This window comes from Flavobacterium pallidum, from assembly GCF_003097535.1.
Lineage (GTDB): Bacteria > Bacteroidota > Bacteroidia > Flavobacteriales > Flavobacteriaceae > Flavobacterium > Flavobacterium pallidum.
Genome location: NZ_CP029187.1, coordinates 167,090 through 187,967, shown reverse-complemented (window position 1 = coordinate 187,967; position 20,878 = coordinate 167,090). Strand labels below are relative to the sequence as shown.

Annotated in this window: 22 protein-coding genes; 16 read left to right on the top strand and 6 right to left on the bottom strand. The window is 41.7% G+C overall.

Annotated elements, in window-relative coordinates; translation table 11 throughout:
* Window positions 1–26: 26 nt before the first annotated feature.
* From radC to HYN49_RS00685, 3 genes are read left to right on the top strand one after another with little or no spacing between them, the layout of a single operon-like run.
* The gene (gene radC, locus HYN49_RS00695; protein WP_108902325.1) at window positions 27–722 is read left to right on the top strand and encodes a RadC family protein; all 696 of its coding nucleotides are present in this window, start codon (window positions 27–29) and stop codon (window positions 720–722) included.
* A 53-nt stretch (window positions 723–775) separates the two neighbouring features.
* A complete protein-coding gene (locus HYN49_RS00690; protein ID WP_108902324.1) occupies window positions 776–1,462 on the top strand; it encodes a YjjG family noncanonical pyrimidine nucleotidase in 687 nt (228 codons plus the stop codon).
* A 3-nt stretch (window positions 1,463–1,465) separates the two neighbouring features.
* Window positions 1,466–2,227: a hypothetical protein gene (locus HYN49_RS00685; RefSeq protein WP_108902323.1), complete on the top strand. Its 762-nt coding sequence runs from the start codon at window positions 1,466–1,468 to the stop codon at window positions 2,225–2,227.
* On the opposite strand, the gene HYN49_RS00680 is transcribed toward HYN49_RS00685, so the two are convergent.
* Window positions 2,224–3,501 (bottom strand): replication-associated recombination protein A, encoded by a 1,278-nt coding sequence (locus tag HYN49_RS00680; RefSeq protein ID WP_108902322.1) that lies wholly within the window; start codon window positions 3,499–3,501, stop codon window positions 2,224–2,226. The genes HYN49_RS00685 and HYN49_RS00680 overlap by 4 nt on opposite strands.
* A 98-nt stretch (window positions 3,502–3,599) precedes the next feature.
* Between HYN49_RS00680 and HYN49_RS00675 the strand changes: the two genes are divergently transcribed.
* A complete protein-coding gene (locus tag HYN49_RS00675; RefSeq protein ID WP_394336398.1) occupies window positions 3,600–4,397 on the top strand; it encodes a rhomboid family intramembrane serine protease in 798 nt (265 codons plus the stop codon).
* Here HYN49_RS00675 and rlmB read toward each other — a convergent pair.
* The 5 genes from rlmB to HYN49_RS00650 all read right to left on the bottom strand — a co-directional run bounded on the left by rlmB (window position 4,394) and on the right by HYN49_RS00650 (window position 12,762).
* Window positions 4,394–5,128, bottom strand: a complete 735-nt coding sequence (gene rlmB, locus HYN49_RS00670; RefSeq protein WP_108902321.1) for a 23S rRNA (guanosine(2251)-2'-O)-methyltransferase RlmB — start codon at window positions 5,126–5,128, stop codon at window positions 4,394–4,396. The genes HYN49_RS00675 and rlmB overlap by 4 nt on opposite strands.
* Window positions 5,129–5,193: 65 nt before the next feature.
* Window positions 5,194–6,090, bottom strand: a complete 897-nt coding sequence (locus HYN49_RS00665) for a hypothetical protein (RefSeq protein WP_108902320.1) — start codon at window positions 6,088–6,090, stop codon at window positions 5,194–5,196.
* A gap of 12 nt (window positions 6,091–6,102) precedes the next feature.
* Window positions 6,103–7,848 (bottom strand): SusD/RagB family nutrient-binding outer membrane lipoprotein, encoded by a 1,746-nt coding sequence (locus HYN49_RS00660; protein WP_108902319.1) that lies wholly within the window; start codon window positions 7,846–7,848, stop codon window positions 6,103–6,105.
* A 10-nt stretch (window positions 7,849–7,858) separates the two neighbouring features.
* A complete protein-coding gene (locus tag HYN49_RS00655) occupies window positions 7,859–11,005 on the bottom strand; it encodes a SusC/RagA family TonB-linked outer membrane protein (RefSeq protein ID WP_108902318.1) in 3,147 nt (1,048 codons plus the stop codon).
* Window positions 11,006–11,100: 95 nt separating this feature from the next.
* Window positions 11,101–12,762: a BamA/TamA family outer membrane protein gene (locus HYN49_RS00650; protein WP_108902317.1), complete on the bottom strand. Its 1,662-nt coding sequence runs from the start codon at window positions 12,760–12,762 to the stop codon at window positions 11,101–11,103.
* 182 nt (window positions 12,763–12,944) lie between these two features.
* Here HYN49_RS00650 and rpsL point away from each other — a divergent pair, with 182 nt between their 5' ends.
* The 12 genes from rpsL to rplP all read left to right on the top strand — a co-directional run bounded on the left by rpsL (window position 12,945) and on the right by rplP (window position 20,871).
* Window positions 12,945–13,328: a 30S ribosomal protein S12 gene (rpsL, locus tag HYN49_RS00645; protein WP_007136570.1), complete on the top strand. Its 384-nt coding sequence runs from the start codon at window positions 12,945–12,947 to the stop codon at window positions 13,326–13,328.
* Window positions 13,329–13,350: 22 nt separating this feature from the next.
* On the top strand, window positions 13,351–13,827 hold the full coding sequence (gene rpsG, locus HYN49_RS00640; RefSeq protein WP_108902316.1) for a 30S ribosomal protein S7: 477 nt from the start codon (window positions 13,351–13,353) through the stop codon (window positions 13,825–13,827).
* Window positions 13,828–13,836: 9 nt separating this feature from the next.
* Window positions 13,837–15,993, top strand: a complete 2,157-nt coding sequence (fusA, locus tag HYN49_RS00635) for an elongation factor G (protein WP_108902315.1) — start codon at window positions 13,837–13,839, stop codon at window positions 15,991–15,993.
* Window positions 15,994–16,004: 11 nt separating this feature from the next.
* Complete coding sequence (gene rpsJ, locus HYN49_RS00630; RefSeq protein ID WP_091141407.1) at window positions 16,005–16,310, top strand: 30S ribosomal protein S10; 306 nt, start codon at window positions 16,005–16,007, stop codon at window positions 16,308–16,310.
* A gap of 246 nt (window positions 16,311–16,556) precedes the next feature.
* On the top strand, window positions 16,557–17,174 hold the full coding sequence (gene rplC / locus HYN49_RS00625; protein WP_108902314.1) for a 50S ribosomal protein L3: 618 nt from the start codon (window positions 16,557–16,559) through the stop codon (window positions 17,172–17,174).
* Window positions 17,174–17,803, top strand: a complete 630-nt coding sequence (rplD, locus tag HYN49_RS00620; RefSeq protein ID WP_108902313.1) for a 50S ribosomal protein L4 — start codon at window positions 17,174–17,176, stop codon at window positions 17,801–17,803. Before rplC ends, rplD begins: the two co-directional genes overlap by 1 nt.
* A 7-nt stretch (window positions 17,804–17,810) precedes the next feature.
* Window positions 17,811–18,101, top strand: a complete 291-nt coding sequence (gene rplW, locus HYN49_RS00615; protein ID WP_108369295.1) for a 50S ribosomal protein L23 — start codon at window positions 17,811–17,813, stop codon at window positions 18,099–18,101.
* Between the two features lie 16 nt (window positions 18,102–18,117).
* Window positions 18,118–18,942, top strand: coding sequence for a 50S ribosomal protein L2 (gene rplB / locus HYN49_RS00610; RefSeq protein ID WP_108902312.1), 825 nt, complete (start codon window positions 18,118–18,120; stop codon window positions 18,940–18,942).
* A 7-nt stretch (window positions 18,943–18,949) separates the two neighbouring features.
* On the top strand, window positions 18,950–19,228 hold the full coding sequence (gene rpsS, locus HYN49_RS00605) for a 30S ribosomal protein S19 (protein ID WP_014085019.1): 279 nt from the start codon (window positions 18,950–18,952) through the stop codon (window positions 19,226–19,228).
* A 6-nt stretch (window positions 19,229–19,234) separates the two neighbouring features.
* Window positions 19,235–19,645 (top strand): 50S ribosomal protein L22, encoded by a 411-nt coding sequence (rplV, locus tag HYN49_RS00600; RefSeq protein ID WP_108369293.1) that lies wholly within the window; start codon window positions 19,235–19,237, stop codon window positions 19,643–19,645.
* A gap of 5 nt (window positions 19,646–19,650) precedes the next feature.
* Window positions 19,651–20,424, top strand: a complete 774-nt coding sequence (gene rpsC / locus HYN49_RS00595; RefSeq protein WP_108902311.1) for a 30S ribosomal protein S3 — start codon at window positions 19,651–19,653, stop codon at window positions 20,422–20,424.
* Between the two features lie 21 nt (window positions 20,425–20,445).
* Window positions 20,446–20,871: a 50S ribosomal protein L16 gene (gene rplP / locus HYN49_RS00590; RefSeq protein WP_108902310.1), complete on the top strand. Its 426-nt coding sequence runs from the start codon at window positions 20,446–20,448 to the stop codon at window positions 20,869–20,871.
* Window positions 20,872–20,878 lie beyond the last annotated feature (7 nt).

Genomic DNA, 20,878 nt, shown 5'->3' with positions numbered 1-20,878 from the left:
CATTGCAGGAATAAACGCCATGCAACATGTCTGAAAATGCCCCATTTCCAATACGCAGTTGGTCTGAAGATGACAAACCACGCGAAAAATTAATGCTCAAAGGAAAAGCTGCCGTTAGCGATGCAGAGCTCATCGCAATCCTTATCGGTTCAGGAAGCCGGAATGAAACTGCCGTCGATCTCAGCAAACGCATCCTCGCCGCTTCCGGAAACAACCTCAATCAGTTGTCAAAACTATCATTGCAACAATTGATGCTTTTTAAAGGAATCGGTGAAGCAAAAGCCATTGCTATCATTGCCGCGCTCGAATTGGCACGCAGAAGAAAGATAACTGATGCCCCTGCGGCAGAAAAAGTACTTTCAAGCCGTTCGATTTTTGAAATGATGCATCCCATAATCGGCGAATTGCCACATGAAGAATTTTGGGTCATTTATCTCAATAATTCCAATAAGGTCATTACAAAACGCCAACTCAGTAAAGGCGGCATCACAGGGACTCTAGTCGACGTCAGGCTGGTATACAAGCATGCGCTTGAATTTGGCGCAACAGCCATCATCCTTTGTCACAATCATCCGTCAGGAACATTGATAGCGAGTGATGCTGACAAATCGATTACAAGGAAACTGGTTTCGGCAGGCGAAAACCTTGATATCAAAGTACTCGACCACCTTATTGTCACAGAAAGTAATTATTACAGTTTTGTCGATGCGGGTATTTTGTAAAAAGGCATTGCCTGATTGAATAACTTTCCGACATTTGTAAACAATATCAATTTATGGAAGTTAAAGTATCCGACATCTTTTTTGACCTTGACCATACGCTGTGGGATTTTGAGAAAAATTCGGCGCTGGCGTTCAGGGAAGTGTTCATGAAATATGGCATTGATGTTAATCTGGAGGATTTTCTTTTAATATACATCCCGATCAACCTGAAATATTGGGAGTTGTATCAATATGATAAGATTACGCAGGATCAACTGCGCTATGGCCGCCTCAAAGAGGCTTTCGACCAATTGGGGTATGAGATCGTAGATGATATGATCAACATCTTATCTGTAGAATACATCCAATACCTGCCGCAGTTCAACCATTTATTTGAAGGGACTGAGGAAATTCTGGAATACTTAAGTAAAAAATACCGGCTTCATATCATTACAAACGGATTCCACGAAGTCCAGGGCAACAAACTCAGGAATTCGAATATCCATCATTATTTCCGTACGATAACAAATTCTGAAACGGCAGGAGTAAAGAAGCCGCATCCGCAGATATTTGAATATGCGCTTAAACAGGCTAATGTCCAGAAGGAAAACTGCATCATGATCGGCGATAATCTTGAAGCCGATGTATTGGGCGCGATAAACTGCGGGATGGATGCCATACTTTTTAATCCTGAAAAGCCTGCAACAACTGAAAATATTAAATGTGTAGCACATCTGATACACTTAAAAGAATATCTTTAAACCATGAAAAAACCACTTTACCTTATCCTCTTTTTTGTTTCTTTTTTGGCTTCTGCCCAGAAAAGTATCAATGATTTCCAAAACGCCATTGTACCGGTAAAATTCGATTGGATGTCAAAGGAAAATCAATATCGTGTGAGTACGATCGCTAAAATGAAACTGAACGAAATCGGTTTTAAGACATTTTATGATAACGAAATACTTCCTGAAACTGCGGCTTCAAACCGTTGTGATAATCTTTTTATTGATATCGACCGGGACAATTCCATGTTTGCAACGAAATTGATTGTCATTTTCAAAGATTGCCAAAACGTAGTCGTTTTTAAAAGCACTCAGGGAGTCAGTAAGAAAAAAGATTTCAACGAAGCCTATGCAGATGCCTTAACGCATGCTTTTGAATCCGTTTCTGCGATTAACTACAAATATTCAGGGCAACAGTCGCCCATTGCGGCAAAAACGCCTGTAAGCAGCGAAATCAGGCAGAAGGGCAATATTGTCAGGGAAAGTGTAGCTCCTGAAGCCAAACCGACTATGATGTCTTCGGCTTCAAAACTTTCCGTTGAGATTACTGCCAACGGATACCTTGTGATTGAAGAAAGTACATCGACCGTAAAATTCAAATTGTCAAAAACTACCAATCCGGAAGTTTTCATTGCCACATCGCAGGGCAGGCAAGGGGTGTTATTAAAGAAAGGTAATGCGTGGTTTTTTGAGTATTATCAAAATGACAGGTTGATTTCAGAACAAACCGACCTGAAATTTTAATATCCGTATTTGTTTTTCCAACGATTTTTCAGGAAATCACGCGTGGCATTTTCCCTTGAATTATTTCCGGGATCATAAATTATGGTGTTGGCAATGGCATCCGGAAGAAATTCCTGCTCGGCAAAATTGTTTGCAAAATCATGTGAATATTTGTAATCGTCGCCATAACCCAATTCCTTCATCAGTTTTGTCGGGGCGTTGCGCAGATGGAGCGGTACCGGCAAATCTCCGGTCTGTTTCACGATTTGCTGCGCTTTTCCGATAGCCATGTAACTGGCATTGCTTTTCGGCGAAGTGGCAAGGTACACAGCACATTGGCTCAGGATGATCCGGCTTTCAGGATAACCGATAGTGGTGACGGCCTGGAAAGTGTTGTTTGCCATAATCAGTGCGGTGGGATTTGCATTGCCAATATCTTCACTGGCCAGGATGAGCATCCTGCGTGCGATAAATTTCAGGTCTTCGCCACCTTCTATCATTCGTGCCAGCCAATACACAGCGCCATTCGGATCGCTGCCACGCATTGATTTTATGAATGCCGATATAATGTCATAATGCTGCTCGCCGGTTTTATCATAAAGCACAGTGTTTTGCTGCGCGAGCCTCAATACTTCGTTATTGGTGATGGTGATTTTGTCTTTTGGAGAAGCATTCACGACCAATTCGAAGATGTTGAGCAGTTTACGCCCATCGCCGCCGGAAAGCCTTAACAAAGCTTCAGTTTCCTTCAGGTCGATCTTTTTGGTTTTCAGGAAAGCGTCTTTTTCAATGGCACGCCGGAGGAGTTTTTCAAGGTCCTCCCGCGAAAAGGCATTCAGTACATAAACCTGACATCTCGACAGTAATGCGGGGATCACTTCAAAGCTTGGGTTTTCTGTTGTGGCACCAATCAGTGTGATCCAGCCTTTTTCGACAGCTGCCAATAATGAGTCTTGTTGGGATTTACTGAAACGATGGATCTCGTCAATGAATAAAATAGGGTTTTTCGCAGTAAAAAGGCCACCGCTTTGCTTTGCTTTATCGATTACATCACGAATATCCTTCACACCGGAATTGATGGCACTCAGTATATAAAACGGACGTTTCGATTCTTCAGCGATGATTTCCGCCAGCGTCGTTTTTCCTGTTCCCGGCGGTCCCCAAAAAATCAGTGAGGGGATAATCCCTTTCTCAATCTGTTGCGTCAGCGAGCCTTTCGGTCCGACAAGATGTTCCTGGCTGATGTAATCTTCTAATTTTTTTGGGCGAACGCGTTCTGCTAATGGTGCTTCCATAGTTGCAAAATTACAATTTTTAGCGCATCGGTTTTTTTATTTTTGGTGGTGATTTGTCGTGATAACTGACAAATTAGCATCAATTGTGCTTTGGGCAAATGTTTGATACCACCGAAACAACCATTCCAATAACGATGAAAGACAATTATTTTAAATTTTCCCTGTCCGTAATAGCACTGCCTGTGTTTTCAGTACTGTTGTTGTGGACCGTGTTTTGGGCCAATGCCCGATTCGGGTTGCATCTTCGCGAATACGGAATTTATCCGCGCACATTAGAAGGCTTGCGGGGAATTATTTTCAGTCCGTTCCTTCATGGTGATATCAGCCACCTTTTCAATAATTCCATCCCATTGTTCATCTTGTTGGCAGCGTTGCGTTTTTTTTACCGTGAAGTTACCTTTAAGGTTTTGGGCTATGGCATTTTATTTTCAGGAATTTTGACCTGGATTATTGCCCGTGATGCATATCATATTGGTGCGAGTTCATTGATTTATGTGTTGGTCAGTTTTATTTTCTTTAAAGGGATCCGGACCGGTTATTATCGTCTTGTAGCACTTTCAATGATGGTTGTGGTGATCTATGGAGGCTTAATATGGTTCGTTTTTCCCGGGGTCGATGAGGCCATCTCATGGGAAGGGCATCTTAGCGGATTGATTACGGGCTTTGCATTCTCCCTGCTATATAAAACCCCTGATTACCAGAAAGAAATCCGTTATGACTGGGAAAAGCCGGGCTATGATTCTTCGGAAGATAAATTCATGCAGCGTTTTGATGAAAACGGAAACTTTGTAAATCCGCCACCACCGCCTGAGCCTGAGCCTGAGATTTTTCCAGGATATACGTTTGTTTATAATTTTATTCCGGAAAGGAATGAAGACAATCCGCAAGAGGATTAACTGCGTTGGCGCACTACTTCATAAAGGAATGCCCCACAGGCGACAGATACATTAAGGGAACCAATGCTCCCGAACATTGGAAGTTTGGCTTTTTCTTCAACGATTTTCAATACTGAAGGGTTGATGCCGCGATCTTCAGAACCCATAATAATTGCCAGAGGTTCATTCAAATTGACGGCATACAGGTTTTGCTCCGTTTTTTCAGTGGCCGCTACGATTTTTATGCCTGAACCCTGGAGGTAGAAGATGGCATCCTTAATGTGTTCGACTTTGCATATAGGAACATTGAAAACGGCTCCGGCCGAAGTTTTAACAGTGTCGCCGTTTACAGGAGCCGAGCCGGCTTTCTGGACGATGATGCCGTCAACGCCCGTACATTCCGCGGTACGGATAATAGCCCCGAAATTCCGTGCATCTGAAATTTGATCCAAAATGAGCAATAATGGCATTTTTCCTGTAGCCACAACCTTTTCGGTTAAAGATTCCAGGTCGTAGAAACTCACCGGCGATATGGAAGCGACTGCTCCCTGGTGGTTGTTTGCGGTAAGGCGGTTCAGTTTTTCAACCGGGACATAGGAAAAATTAATGTTATTGCGTTTCATGACCTTCATCAGGTCCTTCATCAGTTCGCCTGCAGCATCTTTCTGAATGAATACTTTATCTATTTCCTTTTTAGCTGTAATCGCTTCAATGATGGCCCTGATCCCAAAAATCTGTTGTTCTTTTTCCATGCGGCAAAGATATAAATAAAAAAGCCGCCACTTTTAGGTGACGGCTATATTTACAGATTTTGGTTTTATTCCTTTTCGATCACGAGTTTATATGGACCGTTTCCGGAGAATAATAAATCAAGGGTAACAGCACCAGTACATGATTTTACATCACCGGTTCCGGTAACTGCGTATTCACTTCCAGGACCATAGTTGAAGTCCTCATTAGAAACAGCCGTTACTTTTCCGGTAGCCGGATCAATTGTTACAAGAATATAACTTGTATCATAATTGATTAAGTAAGGATTGTTCGTGCTCAAGATCCTAAAAGTATATTGGCCGTCCTCTGGATGATATTCCAAAGGAATGTCATCGCCGGCTGCATAGTCTGCCCATGCATCGCTTACGGCTTTATAGTTTCCGCTAAAGTTTGACGCGTCATCGATTGGGCACGAAACATCATAAGTCTGGATTACCGAATAAAGTGATGAACTGGCGATATTAGGCGCATAATTTGCACTACCATCATCATTAGTCATTTTAATCAGTGTGCCATCTTTAAGCGTAATTTCAGTCGAAACAATCAACTGGTCCTGAATCGTGATATCACTGACTGCATTTACATCAGCAAAATCTGCTAAAATATCTGCAAGTGTCAAGGTATACGTTTTAGGAAATGACGTTACATCCTGATCTAGTACGAATTTGTTGATTGTACCATCACCTTTGATATAGAAAAGGACTACATCCATTGACTGGAAATTCTCCTCCCCTAATCCGATATCAACTGTGAATTGCAGATTTACATCTCCGCCGTTATTAATCGAGACAAAGTTGATTACCTGGTCAGATGCCTGTATTTTTTGGATATCAGGAACAGTGCCATTCTGAGTTTTGATTACTGAATCCCCTCCATCATTTTCGCATGACGGAACCAGCAATATCATTGCGAGTAAGGCGAATATTAATTTAATATTTTTCATAATTACTTTTTTTTAATTAATGTCCCAGAATATCCTGTATTCTCCCAGCGTCACTTTTTGTGTCGGAGCATTTGAATTAACCTCCAATTCACTTTGTGGCCAATAGAAAGACAGCGGGTAAGGATTATTAAGTACAGTCTGAGAATCTAACAGCGGGAAAGCATCACCATTATTTAACTGGTATTCCTGAGTTGGGCTGTTTGGATTTGCCAGTATAGGATATCCGGTCCTTCTGTAATCATTGTATTGATCGAAAGGATCTCCAAATGTAGCTACCCATTTTTGGGTCATGATAATTTCTAATTTTTTTGCTTCTGAAGCCGCATTGAATTCGTTGATAACACCATCAATGAAGGCTGTTTTGACAGGAACCATCGCAGCGTCCGTAAACAGCGGAATGTCTTGTGGCGCATTGTTCGCTATGACAACCTCGTCAACTTTATCAAAACTAGCTTCCATGGCATCACGAAGTTTTGTGGTTTCGTTGCCTGTAAGTTTCCCTACATGTATTAATTCAGCCTGAATATAAAGGAACTCTGCATAAGTCAGTATCCTGTGTGGTGCGATTCCGGTAGGCTTTGCAGGAGCTCCTGGAGTACCACTCATCATGGCGTTGATATTTCCTCCCTGATTATCATCATAACGGCCGCCTGTTGGAAAGATTCCAGGATAAGTGTATGAATTTTCTGTGCTGAAATCCCTATATGGGCCGATACTTCCAAATCGAATGGTAAAGAACCCTGATGAAGCATCCCAGTAATCCGCTTTTGGATTGCCGGTTACAGGGTCTCCAAGGTCGATAGGCAGCTGTCCGTCTTCAAGTTGATTAAAGAAATAGTACGGAATTCTTGGATCCTGATTTCCAAAGTGTATGTTTGGATTTACACCTTTAAGGATTTCATAAAACCAAGGACTCATGTAAGTTGAGAATTGTGTGCTGTTGTATGATTCAAGGAAAAATTTATTTCTCTCATCAGATGGCGATAATGCATTGTAATGATTGAACTGGAAATCGTCATCGTTTGATGTAAAGAAATTACCTCCGGTTATTAATGCATCAAAGCCGGTCTGGTCGAAATTAGGAGATAATCTTGTCTGATTGTATAACTTTAACTTGAATGTATTTGCAAATTTCACCCACTTGTCAATGTCGCCGCCGTAAAACAAATCATCATCAGATGGTTTCTGGATTCCGGTATCCGACGCAACGTTCGCCTTACCGGTGTCAATAAGTTGCATGATGGCAGCATAAATTTCAGTCTGATCGTCAAACTTCGGACTGATAATTCCTCCGCTTGCCAATTGTGTCGCTTCGGTGAATGGTACATCTCCCCATAAATCAACTGCAACAGACATTAGGTATGCTTTTTGCAACTGCGCGATCCCCACATATACCATATCTCCTGATTCAGTTGCCTGGTTTATAAGGGATTCAATGTTTGTAAGTGTCAGATAAGTGTTATTCCATTCATTAAGGACATTAATGTTATTGACCTTTGTCCCATATTGATCCTGTTCTTCCCTTACAACCATTTGGTGTGTATATACCTGCAGTATATCCCCGGTGTAATTAAGGAAGTCGGTTGTATTATCAACACTTACTTCAATATTGGTCAACAGTAAGCTTAATGGTGCATCGGTGGAGTTGTCCTTATCGGTATCTACGTCAAGATAATCCTGGCAACTCAGAAAAGCCAATGTGCCCGCCAAAAGAAAGATCTTACTTTTGTTGCGATATATTTTCTTTGAAATTTTCATATATTTTTTTTTAAAAAGTTAAATTAAGTTTAAAGCCATATCTTTTGGCTGTTGGCGCTGCAGTAACTTCAATTCCCTGAAGCCTCGATGAGCCGTAGCTTGTTGTTTCAGGGTCATAATTCGTATACTTTGGAACATTCGGAGCATTGTACCAAAGGTTGCTGCCCATCAAGCTGAAGCTAATGCCTCCAAACGGAGTTTTCTCAAGCAATTTCTTAGGGACATCATAAGTTAAGCTTATTTCCCTTAACCTGATTACCGTTCCGTCATAAATATCCGCTTCATCAACACTGTTGATTGCAAAAGTGTTGCTGCTTCCAGGTGAGAAATAAAGCTCATTCATGGTAAGTTGTGAGGTGTTTGGGATTTGTTGCTGGTTGCCATCTAGCATTGGAGTTCCGTCAGGATTTCCATAGTAGCCTGGGATAATAAATGTGTGCTCCCTGTCTTCAGTATCTCTTGTAACACCGCGGCCCAGCAACGATTCAATTGTAGTTGAACTGATATCGCCACCTTTTCTCCAGTCTACCTGCGCTTTTAAAGTGAATCCTTTATAGGTAAAAGTATTAATGAAGTTCATTTTAAAATCCGGTGTCGGATCGCCGATTACACCCAGTTCCGGATCGGCAAGTATTCCTCCGGTTGAAGGGTCTATAAGATAATTGCCATTCGCATCACGTGCAAACCTTGTACCGTAAAATACACCGAATGGCTGGCCTACCATTGCATATCCTATCTCGTTAGGGTCTAGCTGTAATTTACTGATGCCTGCAAAAATTTTGGTAACCTCATTTTTGTTTTTTGTAAAGTTAGTCAGGACGGACCACTTAAAGCTTTGTGTCTGCACTGGCACGAGTGTTAAGCCAATTTCCACCCCTTTGTTAGTCATGTCGCCTGCATTGGTAGTATATGTCTGGTAACCGCTGGTTATAGGCACGTTCACCTGGTTGATCAGGTCTGTAGTCTTTTTGCTGTATATACTTAAATCCAAGGCGATTCTTCGGTTGTAAAACTCGAGGTCTGTACCAAATTCAAATTCATTCGAAAATTCTGGGGTGATTTGCTGGTCGCCCAATTGCGTATTATTGCTGATAACCGGTTGGGCATGATATGCCTGACCCAATGAATAAACGATGTTCAAAAATTCTGGATCCGTGTCTTTAGAGACTTTTGCGTAGGCAGCCCTAAGTTTTGCAAAAGTTAAAACCTTGCTATTCATTTTTAACGCGTCGGTCAGGATTAACGAAGTACTCACAGAAGGGTAGAAGTAAGAATTGTTATCCTTCGGCAATACTGAACTCCATTCGTTTCTTCCTGTAGCATTCAGGAAAAGGTAATCCCTGAACGAAAATGTGACATCTGCAAAAACCCCTGCATTACGCTTCCTGGTGCCTTCATCAAGCAGATCGGCAATATTCTTGGTGTTTTTCAGATTGTAAATGTTTGGAAGAATCATTTCTTTCCCCTGAAACGAAATCCTCGAGGATTGCGTATCTAATATATTACTTCCGACGATGGCTTCCAATCCAAAATCTGCATTTAACTTATAGTTAAAGTTGAATAATAATGTGGATTCTATATCGGTATTAGTGAAACGGTCTGAAAGCAATGTTCCCACACCACCATCAGCTCTTGAATATTTATCCCTGATTTCAAGACGATCCAGGTCATATTTATTATATCCAAGACGATACGATGCAGAAATATGGTCATTAAAATTATAAGACAAATTACCGCCGATCACAGTCCTGTTGGTGTTTGTTATAATCCTGTCATGTTTCCATGACCATAATGGATGGTCATAACCTGAATTAGGTATTACAGACTGTCCTGTTACCGGGTCTTCGTAAGGCAGATTAAAATCCCAGTTCCTTGCTAAATATAAGGTTCTGGCGAAAGAAGACGAGGATCCGTCAAATTGATTTTCTCCAAAGAAACCGCCAATCTGCGTCGTTTTTGAATAGCTCATATTTCCACCCACGGTAAGTCCGTTTGGAAGTTTGAAATTACCTCCTGTAGAAACCGAGGTCCTGTCATAAGTATTGTATGGGATATAACCATCCTGATTTAAATCTGAAATAGTAAGGTTGAAGCTCCCATCCTGACCTGAATAATTTAATCCTAACGTGTTTTCCAAAACAGTTCCGGTACGGAATAAATCTTTCACGTTATTTGGATGGGCAACATACGGCTGAGTTGGCCCTAACTCAGGAAAAGCTTCGAGAAGATTTGCCCAGGTCGGGATTGTGGTAAGGGATTCAAAACTTGGCCCCCACGAACCGTTTGATGCTGCGCCATAATTAAAATTAGAACCGGCTCCATATTTATTTTGATACTCAGGAAGATTCGCGATAGTTTCAAAATAGGTGCCTGTGCCGACATTGACACTTAGTTTTTTATCCAGCTTCGATTTTGGTGAACCTGATTTTGTCGTAATGACAATTACTCCATTCGAAGCCCTTGAACCGTACAAAGCAGATGCCGCAGCACTTTTAAGCACGTTAACAGAAGCGATGTCATTCGGGTCCAAACTGGATAAGGCTGACTCATATCCACCGCCGCCTGTGACCTGGCTCGAGGTAGTGATTTCATTATTGCTGAACGTAACCCCGTCTACCACAATCAATGGCTGGCTATTGCCGAAGGTAGAAATACCCCTGATCGTAATCTGGTTTGCAGCTCCCGCAACACCACTGGAAACATTAACGTTTACACCAGGAACTTTTCCATTAAGGGACCTCACCAAATCCGGCTCCGAATTTTCAGTAAGGTCCGCAGCCTTTACACTGCTGACCGAATATCCTAAGTCTTTAGGATTTCTCTTAATTCCGAAAGCCGTCACTACAACGCCTTCGAGTTCAACGGCATCTTCAACCATTTTTACACTCAGGCTTGTGGAAGATGCAGTAACTTCCTGTGTCTTCATGCCGATAAAACTGAACACCAATACGGTTGAAGGTGTTGCCTGGATGGAGAATTTACCATCAAAATCGGTCTGGGTACCGGTTTGCGTTCCCTTAACAACAATGCTTACCCCAGGAAGCGGTAAGCCACTATTGTCTGAAACAGTCCCGCTAACCGTCCTTTCCTGTGCAAATGCAAATTGCACAAACAGCACAAAAAGTACTGCAAAGTAATTTGTTAATCTAGGTTTCATATTTATTAATTTGATTTAGTTATAACCAAATATCTTAAAAATTCGTTAACAATCCAAGTGTTTGTTTAAAGAACTGCACTATTTAACAACAATCTTTAAAAATTTGTCTTAAAACTTATGTGTACAATGGAGTTTGAAAGTTTGATTTCCTGATGATTAGCATTGCCATTTGCGTAAACAAGATTAAGCAGGCCGTTCTTTGTCAAAAGCCCGAAGCCAAACCCAAAACCGAACAAAGTGCCATTATTTTTAGCAGCACTGTCTTCAAAATATCCATAATCGGTGATGCTGTGCAGGTATAAGCTTTGCGTAATGCGAAATCGGTATTCCGTTAATATAGTCAGCAACGTGTTTCCCTGCAGGCTGTTTTCGTTAAATCCTCTTACCGAGTTGATGCCGCCAAACCTGTACAATTCATTAATGATGTAATGTGTGCTTTTGAGGTAATAATTTTGCGTCCTGATATGAAAGATGTTTTTTTCGTCCAGGTAAAAATTATGGAATGCATCGAGACTGATGAATGCCTGGCTGTCAGCATTGAGTTTCGATCTGCGTGATCCGCTTCCTGCTTTGAGGCTGAGCCTTGTTTGTTCAGGGAAAAGGAAATCGCCGGTTTTGAAACCACGGTATTCAAAATCAGCGGTGATGAAAGCGTTTTCATAATCGCTGATGGAAGCTGTGTTTTGATTTTGTATGTCACTTGATTCGGCGGACTGGTAGCCTAAATACAGTCGTTTGTTGTAATCGAAAAAATAGCCAAGGTCTATCGCTGTCCTTGTATTCTGGAACGTGCTGTCCTGCTTGAAGATGTTCAGGGAAGTCTTCAGCCCGAGCCGTGATTTGAAGATATAAGGCAGTTCCAGTCCGAGGTTGAACGTTTTCTGGTCTTCGCCGTCGCTTTTCCAATATAAGGAAAGTTCCTCGCCGGAATTCAGGATATTGACCAGCAAAAGGTCAAGATAGCCGTTAAGCTTCACATTGCTTTGCTCATTGTTTGAAAAGCCTATGAAACCTTCAAACTTGCTCGGTTTCGCTTTTTCAAGGTAGGCATACACTTTCGTGGTGTCTTTCGTGAAAAGGATTTCAGGGTATTTGGTCTGCTTTACAAAACGGAATTTCTCAAAGTCGTCATAAATCCTTTTCAGGTTTTGTTGTGAAAACGTTTTTTTGCGGTATTGCCTTTTGATGTTCGCCAGATGGCCTTCGGGGAATTTTTCGTAGCCTTTGATGACGATATCATTGAGTTGTCTTTTCGTCCCGAAATCCACTATAAGGTCTGCATAAAGGTTGTTGCCATTTTTCCTGAAGTTGTCCAGTTTGATTTTTGCCAGAGCAAAGCCTCGGTTTTCCAGTTGTGACGTGATGTTTTTTAAAAACGCTTCCGCAGAAGTGATGCCGACTTCTGCGATTCCGGATTTACTGTCGATTGCGATTTCATTTTGTAGCCCGACGGGAATCGAGAGGAATATCGATTTTGTTTTTTGGCCTAAAGAAGCGGCGTAATTGTAAATCGTGTCGCTGTGTTTTTCTGAAGCGATAATGGTATTTTCAAGGAAACCGATTTTTGTCAGCGTTTCCGAAAATTGAGTGACAGCATTTTTGACAGACTTAAGGTCCGCATGCTTTTTCTTATAGGAAACCGAATCGATGATCCGGTTTTCAATATCATTTCCGCCTGAAATCTTCAAGGTCAGTTGCTGCGCGATCCCATCTGCGGAAGCAAAAAAAATAAAAAACAGCAAAAGGAAACGTTTCAAAGCGATTTGATTTTCGGATAAAAATAACTCAAAAAAACGCTTATTTGTTGTAAAAATTACGGTGTTGGATAATTGTATTGAAAATTAATGTTTTAAGATTTGTTTCGTTTAAAATTATCACTACATTTGCAACCCCGTAAAAAGCGGGAATTTTATAAACAAGAAATTTTTAGTATTTAATTATGCCAACAATTCAACAATTAGTAAGAACTGGAAGAACCCAGATAACTAAGAAGAGTAAATCGGTAGCTTTGGATTCTTGTCCTCAGAGAAGAGGGGTTTGTACGCGTGTTTACACCACTACACCTAAAAAGCCAAACTCTGCGATGCGTAAAGTAGCGCGTGTACGTTTGACTAACGGTAATGAAGTAAACGCTTACATCCCTGGTGAAGGACACAACCTTCAAGAGCACTCGATAGTATTAGTTAGGGGTGGAAGGGTAAAAGATTTGCCTGGAGTTAGGTATCACATCGTTCGTGGTGCACTTGATACGTCAGGTGTTGCAGGAAGAACGCAAAGAAGATCTAAGTACGGAGCAAAACGCCCTAAAGAAGCTAAAAAGTAATTTAAACTTTTAAGAAAAAGACATGAGAAAAAGAGCGGCCAAAAAAAGACCCCTTTTACCAGATCCGAGGTTTAATGACCAACTGGTAACCCGTTTTGTGAACAACTTAATGTGGGACGGAAAGAAATCAACAGCATTCAAAGTGTTTTACGACGCGATTGACATCGTAGAGGCTAAGAAACAGGATGCTGAAAAATCATCACTGGAAATCTGGAAAGATGCCTTAACTAATGTGATGCCGCACGTAGAAGTACGTTCGCGTCGTGTGGGTGGAGCGACATTCCAAATCCCGATGCAAATTCGCCCAGACCGTAAAATCTCCATGGCAATGAAATGGATGATCCTTTACGCTCGTAGAAGAAATGAGAAATCCATGGCGCAACGTTTGGCCTCTGAAGTTTTAGCAGCTGCTAAAGAAGAAGGTGCTGCCGTTAAGAAACGTATGGATACTCATAAGATGGCTGAAGCAAACAAAGCATTCTCTCACTTTAGATTTTAATCATAAGAAATGGCAAGAGATTTAAAATTCACAAGAAATATTGGAATTGCTGCTCACATTGATGCCGGTAAAACGACAACGACAGAGCGTATCCTTTTTTATACCGGAAAATCACACAAAATTGGTGAAGTGCATGATGGTGCTGCAACAATGGACTGGATGGCGCAGGAGCAGGAGCGTGGTATCACGATCACTTCGGCTGCTACGACATGCGAGTGGAATTTCCCGACTGAGCAGGGTAAATTAATCCCAAGCTCACAATCTTATCACTTTAACATTATCGATACCCCGGGGCACGTGGATTTTACCGTAGAGGTAAACCGTTCACTTCGTGTATTGGATGGTCTTGTTTTCCTGTTTTCTGCTGTTGATGGTGTTGAGCCGCAATCAGAGACGAACTGGAGGCTTGCTGACCAGTACCGTGTGCCGCGTATGGGATTCGTGAATAAAATGGACCGTCAGGGGTCAAACTTCCTTGGGGTTTGCCAACAGGTTCGTGATATGTTGAAATCAAACGCTGTAGCGATCACTCTTCCAATCGGTGAAGAATTAGACTTTAAAGGTGTAGTTGACTTGGTAAAGAATCAGGCTATCGTATGGCATGATGAAACCCAGGGCGCTACTTTCGATATCGTGCCGATTCCTGCTGATATGGTGGATGAAGTAAAAGAGTACAGGGATATCCTTATCGAAGCAGTTGCTGATTACGATGAGAACCTGCTTGATAAATACATGGAAGATCCGGATTCTATCACTGAAGAAGAGATCAACAATGCATTGCGTGCTGCTACTATGGATATGGCCATCATCCCGATGATTGCCGGTTCTTCTTTCAAAAACAAAGGAGTGCAGTTCATGCTGGATGCAGTTTGTAAATATTTGCCTTCTCCATTGGATAAAGAAGGTATCGAAGGAATCCATCCTGATGATGCTGATTTGTTGGAAGAAGACCAAACCAAGATCTTGCGTCGTCCGGATGTAAAGGAGCCGTTCGCTGCTTTGGCATTTAAGATTGCTACTGACCCATTCGTAGGTCGTCTGGCTTTCTTCCGTGCTTACTCAGGACGTTTGGATGCAGGTTCTTATATTCTGAACACACGTTCAGGTAACAAAGAGCGTATTTCAAGGATTTACCAGATGCACGCCAACAAGCAAAACCCGATCGAGTACATCGAGGCTGGTGATATTGGTGCGGCTGTTGGATTTAAGGATATCAAGACTGGTGACACGATGTGTGACGAGAAAAATCCTATCATCCTGGAATCTATGAAATTCCCTGCTCCGGTAATTGGTATCGCGATCGAGCCAAAAACCAAGGCTGACGTAGATAAGATGGGTATGGCTTTGGCTAAATTGGCTGAAGAGGATCCGACATTTACGGTACGTACAGACGAGGCTTCAGGCCAAACGATCATTTCAGGAATGGGTGAGCTTCACCTTGACATCCTTGTGGATCGTATGAAGCGTGAGTTTAAAGTAGAAGTAAACCAGGGCGAACCTCAGGTTGAATATAAAGAAGCATTTACAAAATCTGCTACACACAGGGAAACTTACAAAAAACAATCGGGTGGTCGTGGTAAATTCGGTGATATCGTGTTTACTCTTGAGCCAGCTGATGAAGTAGACGGTAAAGTGCCTGTAGGATTGCAGTTTGTTAATGCCGTAAAAGGTGGTAACGTTCCAAAAGAATACATCCCTTCTGTAGAGAAAGGTTTCCGTGAAGCGATGAAAACAGGTCCTTTGGCAGGTTATCAGGTAGACAGTCTGAAAGTAACGCTTTTGGACGGATCTTTCCACCCTGTGGATTCTGATGCACTTTCTTTTGAATTGGCTGCAAAGCTTGGTTACAAAGAAGTGGCAAAAGCTGCCGGTGCGATTGTTCTGGAGCCTATCATGAAAATGGAAGTTATTACACCGGAAGAGAACATGGGGGATATCGTAGGTGATATCAACCGTCGTCGCGGCCAGGTGAATGACATGGGTGACAGGAATGGTGCGAAAACCATCAAGGCTGATGTGCCGCTTTCTGAAATGTTCGGTTATGTAACTACATTAAGGACATTATCTTCAGGACGTGCAACTTCTACCATGGAGTTTTCACACTACGCTGAGACACCAGCCAACATTTCGGAAGCTGTAATCAAAAAAGCAAAAGGTAACGCTTAATTCTAAAGAAAATGAGTCAAAAAATCAGAATAAAATTGAAATCTTACGATCACATGTTGGTTGATAAATCTTCCGAGAAGATCGTAAAAACAGTAAAAAGTACAGGTGCAGTGGTAACTGGTCCAATTCCGTTGCCGACCCACAAAAAACTTTTTACAGTACTTCGTTCTCCGCACGTAAACAAGAAAGCGAGAGAGCAGTTCGAAGTAATGTCTTACAAAAGGCTAATTGATATTTACTCTTCGTCTTCAAAAACCATTGATGCCCTAATGAAATTAGAGTTGCCAAGCGGAGTTGAAGTAGAGATCAAAGTATAAGTATCTGCAGCTTCTTAATTATAAATCCGTCGGAAATTTCTTCCGGCGGATTTTTTTATTCTTCTAGAAGAAATTGAAAAGTAGCTCTAATTTGGGCGGCTTTTGGTATTTTTTTGACAGTTTAAAAAAAATCTTAAAAAAAGGAGAATCAATAGTTTGCATAAACAAATAAATGTTATACTTTTGCACGCTCGAATGGGAGCAGTATGTGCTGTTCTCAAATTTAGTAATTTATAAATATTTAATATGTCTGGGTTAATTGGTAGAAAAATCGGCATGACCAGCATCTTCGACGAGAACGGGAAAAACATCCCTTGTACCGTGATCGAAGCTGGACCATGCGTTGTTACCCAAGTCAGAACCAAAGGTGTTGACGGGTATGAAGCGTTGCAGCTTGGTTTCGATGACAAAACTGAAAAACATTCCACGCAAGCGGCTATCGGCCACTTCAAAAAGGCTGGAACTGTTGCTAAGAAAAAAGTCGTTGAATTCCAGGATTTCGCAACGGAGCAAAAATTAGGTGACGTGATCAACGTGACTATTTTTGAAGAAGGTGAGTTTGTGGACGTGCAGGGCGTTAGCAAAGGTAAAGGTTTCCAGGGTGTTGTAAAACGTCACGGTTTTGGTGGTGTTGGACAAGCAACTCACGGTCAGCACAACCGTTTGAGGGCACCTGGTTCTGTGGGAGCTTCATCTTATCCGTCACGCGTATTCAAAGGAATGCGTATGGCTGGACGAATGGGTGGAGATAATGTTAAAGTACAAAACCTTAGAGTATTGAAAGTTTTGGCAGACAAGAACCTTATTTTGGTTAAAGGTGCTGTTCCGGGACACAACAACTCTTATGTAATCATTCAGAAGTAATGGAAGTAAACGTTTTAAATATCAGCGGTAAGGAAACTGGAAGAAAAGTACAGCTTTCTGATGACGTTTTTGGAATTGAGCCAAACAAGCATGCTGTTTACCTTGACGTAAAACAGTATCTGGCTAACCAAAGGCAGGGAACGCACAAGGCGAAAGAACGTGCAGAGGTTACCGGATCTACTCGTAAGATCAAGAAACAAAAAGGTACGGGAACTGCACGTGCGGGTTCTATTAAAAACCCATTATTCAAAGGTGGTGGTACGATTTTCGGCCCAAGGCCAAGAAGCTACTCTTTCAAATTGAACAAATCTTTGAAGCGTCTGGCAAGAAAATCTGCTTTCTCTTTGAAAGTTCAGGAATCGAACCTGATCGTTTTGGAAGACTTCAATTTTGACACTCCAAACACTAAAAATTTCATTAACGTATTGAAATCTTTAGGGTTAGAAAACAAAAAATCATTGTTCGTGTTGGGTGATGCAAATAAAAATGTATATTTGTCGTCACGCAATTTAAAGGCTTCTAACGTTGTAAGTAGCTCAGAATTAAGTACTTACGCAATCCTTAACGCAAATAATATTGTGCTTTTGGAAGGTTCTTTAGAAGGAATTGAAGAAAATTTAAGCAAATAATAGGGATATGAGCATCATAATTAAGCCCATAGTAACTGAAAAAGTAACCAAACAAGGTGAGGTTTTGAACCAGTTCGGTTTCGTGGTTGACAAAAAAGCCAACAAAGTACAAATTAAGAAAGCTGTTGAAGCTGCTTATGGCGTAACGATTGTTAGTGTGAATACCATGAACGTTCGTCCGGACAGAAGTACAAAATACACTAAAAGTGGTATGATCAGTGGAAAGACGAATGCCTTCAAGAAAGCAATCGTACAAGTACAAGAAGGAGAAACAATAGATTTTTACAATAATATCTAAACATTAAGGCAGCATTATGTCAGTTAGAAAATTAAAACCTATTACCCCGGGTCAGCGATTTAGAGTTGTAAATAGTTTTGACGCTATTACGACTGATAAGCCGGAGCGTTCATTGATCGCACCGATAAAAAACTCAGGAGGTAGAAATAGTCAAGGAAAGATGACCATGCGTTATACGGGTGGTGGTCACAAGCAGCGTTATCGTATTATCGATTTCAAAAGAACTAAAGACGGAATCCCGGCTACAGTGAAATCAATCGAGTACGATCCAAACAGAACTGCGTTCATCGCTTTATTGGCTTACGCCGATGGTGAGAAAACTTATATTATTGCCCAAAACGGATTGCAGGTAGGTCAGAAATTAGTTTCTGGTGCTGAAGCGCAACCAGAAATCGGTAATACATTGCCATTGAGCAAAATTCCATTGGGAACTGTAATTTCATGTATTGAATTACGTCCAGGTCAGGGAGCTGTTATCGCTCGTTCTGCAGGAACATTTGCGCAATTGATGGCAAGGGACGGAAAATATGCTACCATCAAGATGCCTTCAGGAGAAACAAGATTGATCTTGTTGACTTGTTCAGCAACTATTGGAGCAGTTTCCAACTCTGACCACCAGTTGATCGTTTCCGGTAAAGCCGGTAGGTCAAGATGGTTGGGCAGAAGGCCAAGAACAAGACCGGTAGCGATGAACCCTGTCGATCACCCGATGGGTGGTGGGGAAGGACGCTCTTCAGGTGGACATCCACGTTCAAGAAAAGGATTGCCAGCTAAAGGTTACAGGACGCGTGCTAAGCAGAACCCGAGTAATAAGTATATCGTAGAACGTAGAAAGAAATAATTAAGATATGGCACGTTCATTAAAAAAAGGCCCTTTTGTTCACTATAAGTTGGATAAAAAAGTTCAGGAAAACATTGAAAAAGGCAATAAAGGAGTAGTAAAGACATGGTCTCGCGCTTCTATGATTACGCCTGACTTCGTAGGCCAAACGATCGCTGTACACAACGGTCGTCAGTTTGTACCAGTTTACGTAACAGAAAACATGGTAGGTCATAAATTAGGAGAATTTTCGCCGACAAGATCATTCCGTGGTCATGCTGGAGCAAAAAATAAAGGTAAAAAATAAGAAGCAATGGGAGTTCGTAAAAGAGAAAGAGCCGAAGGCATCAAAGAAGCTAACAAGCAGATCGCTTTCGCAAAGTTGAATAACTGCCCTACTTCACCTAGAAAAATGCGCTTAGTAGCAGACTTGGTAAGAGGTCAGAAGGTAGAAAGAGCGTTGAACATCTTAAGGTTCAGCACTAAAGAAGCTTCACGCAAGCTTGAAAAACTGTTGTTATCTGCAATCAATAACTGGGAGCAGAAAAATGCTGACGGTAACGTAGCTGAAGCAGGGTTGATCGTGAAAGAAATCCGTGTAGACGGAGGTATGATGCTCAAAAGGCTTCGTCCTGCGCCGCAAGGAAGAGCACACAGAATTAGAAAGCGTTCGAACCACGTAACCATCGTGCTCGGACAATTAGATAACACACAAAGCAACTAAGAGAAATGGGACAAAAGACAAATCCAATCGGAAACAGACTTGGGATCATCAGAGGATGGGACTCTAACTGGTTTGGTGGTAATGACTACGGCGATAAAATCGCTGAGGATTACAAAATCAGGAAATACATCCACGCCCGTTTATCTAAAGCTAGTGTATCAAAAGTAATCATCGAGAGGACTTTGAAGCTTGTAACCGTTACTATCACCACCGCACGCCCTGGTATCATCATCGGGAAAGGCGGCCAGGAGGTAGACAAGCTGAAAGAAGAACTTAAGAAAGTTACTGACAAAGAGGTTCAAATCAACATCTTTGAAATCAAAAGACCTGAACTTGATGCTTATCTGGTTGCGACCAGCATCGCCCGTCAGATCGAAAGCCGTATTTCTTACAGAAGGGCAATCAAAATGGCTATTGCTGCCTCTATGCGTATGAACGCTGAAGGTATCAAAGTTTTGATTTCCGGACGTTTGAACGGTGCTGAGATGGCACGTTCAGAAGGTTTCAAAGAAGGACGTATTCCTCTATCAACTTTCAGAGCCGATATCGACTATGCTTTGGCTGAAGCACACACGACTTATGGTCGTATGGGTATCAAAGTATGGATCATGAAAGGCGAAGTTTACGGAAAGAGAGATCTTTCTCCACTTGTCGGAATGGACAAACAAAAGTCTGGTACTGGTGGTGGTGACAAGCGCAACGATGGCCCAAGGGGTGATCGTAAGCCTTTCAACAAAGACAGAAAACCAGGTGGCGGTGGAGACCGTAAAAGAAAGTAATTTTTTAAAAAGTAAAGAAAAATGTTACAGCCTAAAAGAACAAAATACCGTAAGGTACAGAAAGGTAAAATGAAAGGAAATGCCAACAGAGGGCATGAACTTTCTAACGGAATGTTCGGAATTAAATCTGTACACGAAGATGGAATGTTCCTTACTTCACGTCAAATCGAGGCTGCGCGTATTGCTGCAACCCGTTACATGAAAAGGGAGGGACAACTTTGGATCAAAATTTTCCCGGACAAGCCAATCACCAAGAAACCTCTCGAGGTACGTATGGGTAAAGGTAAGGGAGCCGTTGAATATTGGGCTGCCGTTGTTAAACCAGGAAGAATTATGTTTGAAGTTGGTGGTGTGCCATTGTCTGTAGCTAAAGAAGCTTTAAGACTTGCTGCGCAAAAACTACCAGTGAAGACCAAATTCGTCGTTGCGAGAGATTTCGAAGCATAATTTATAT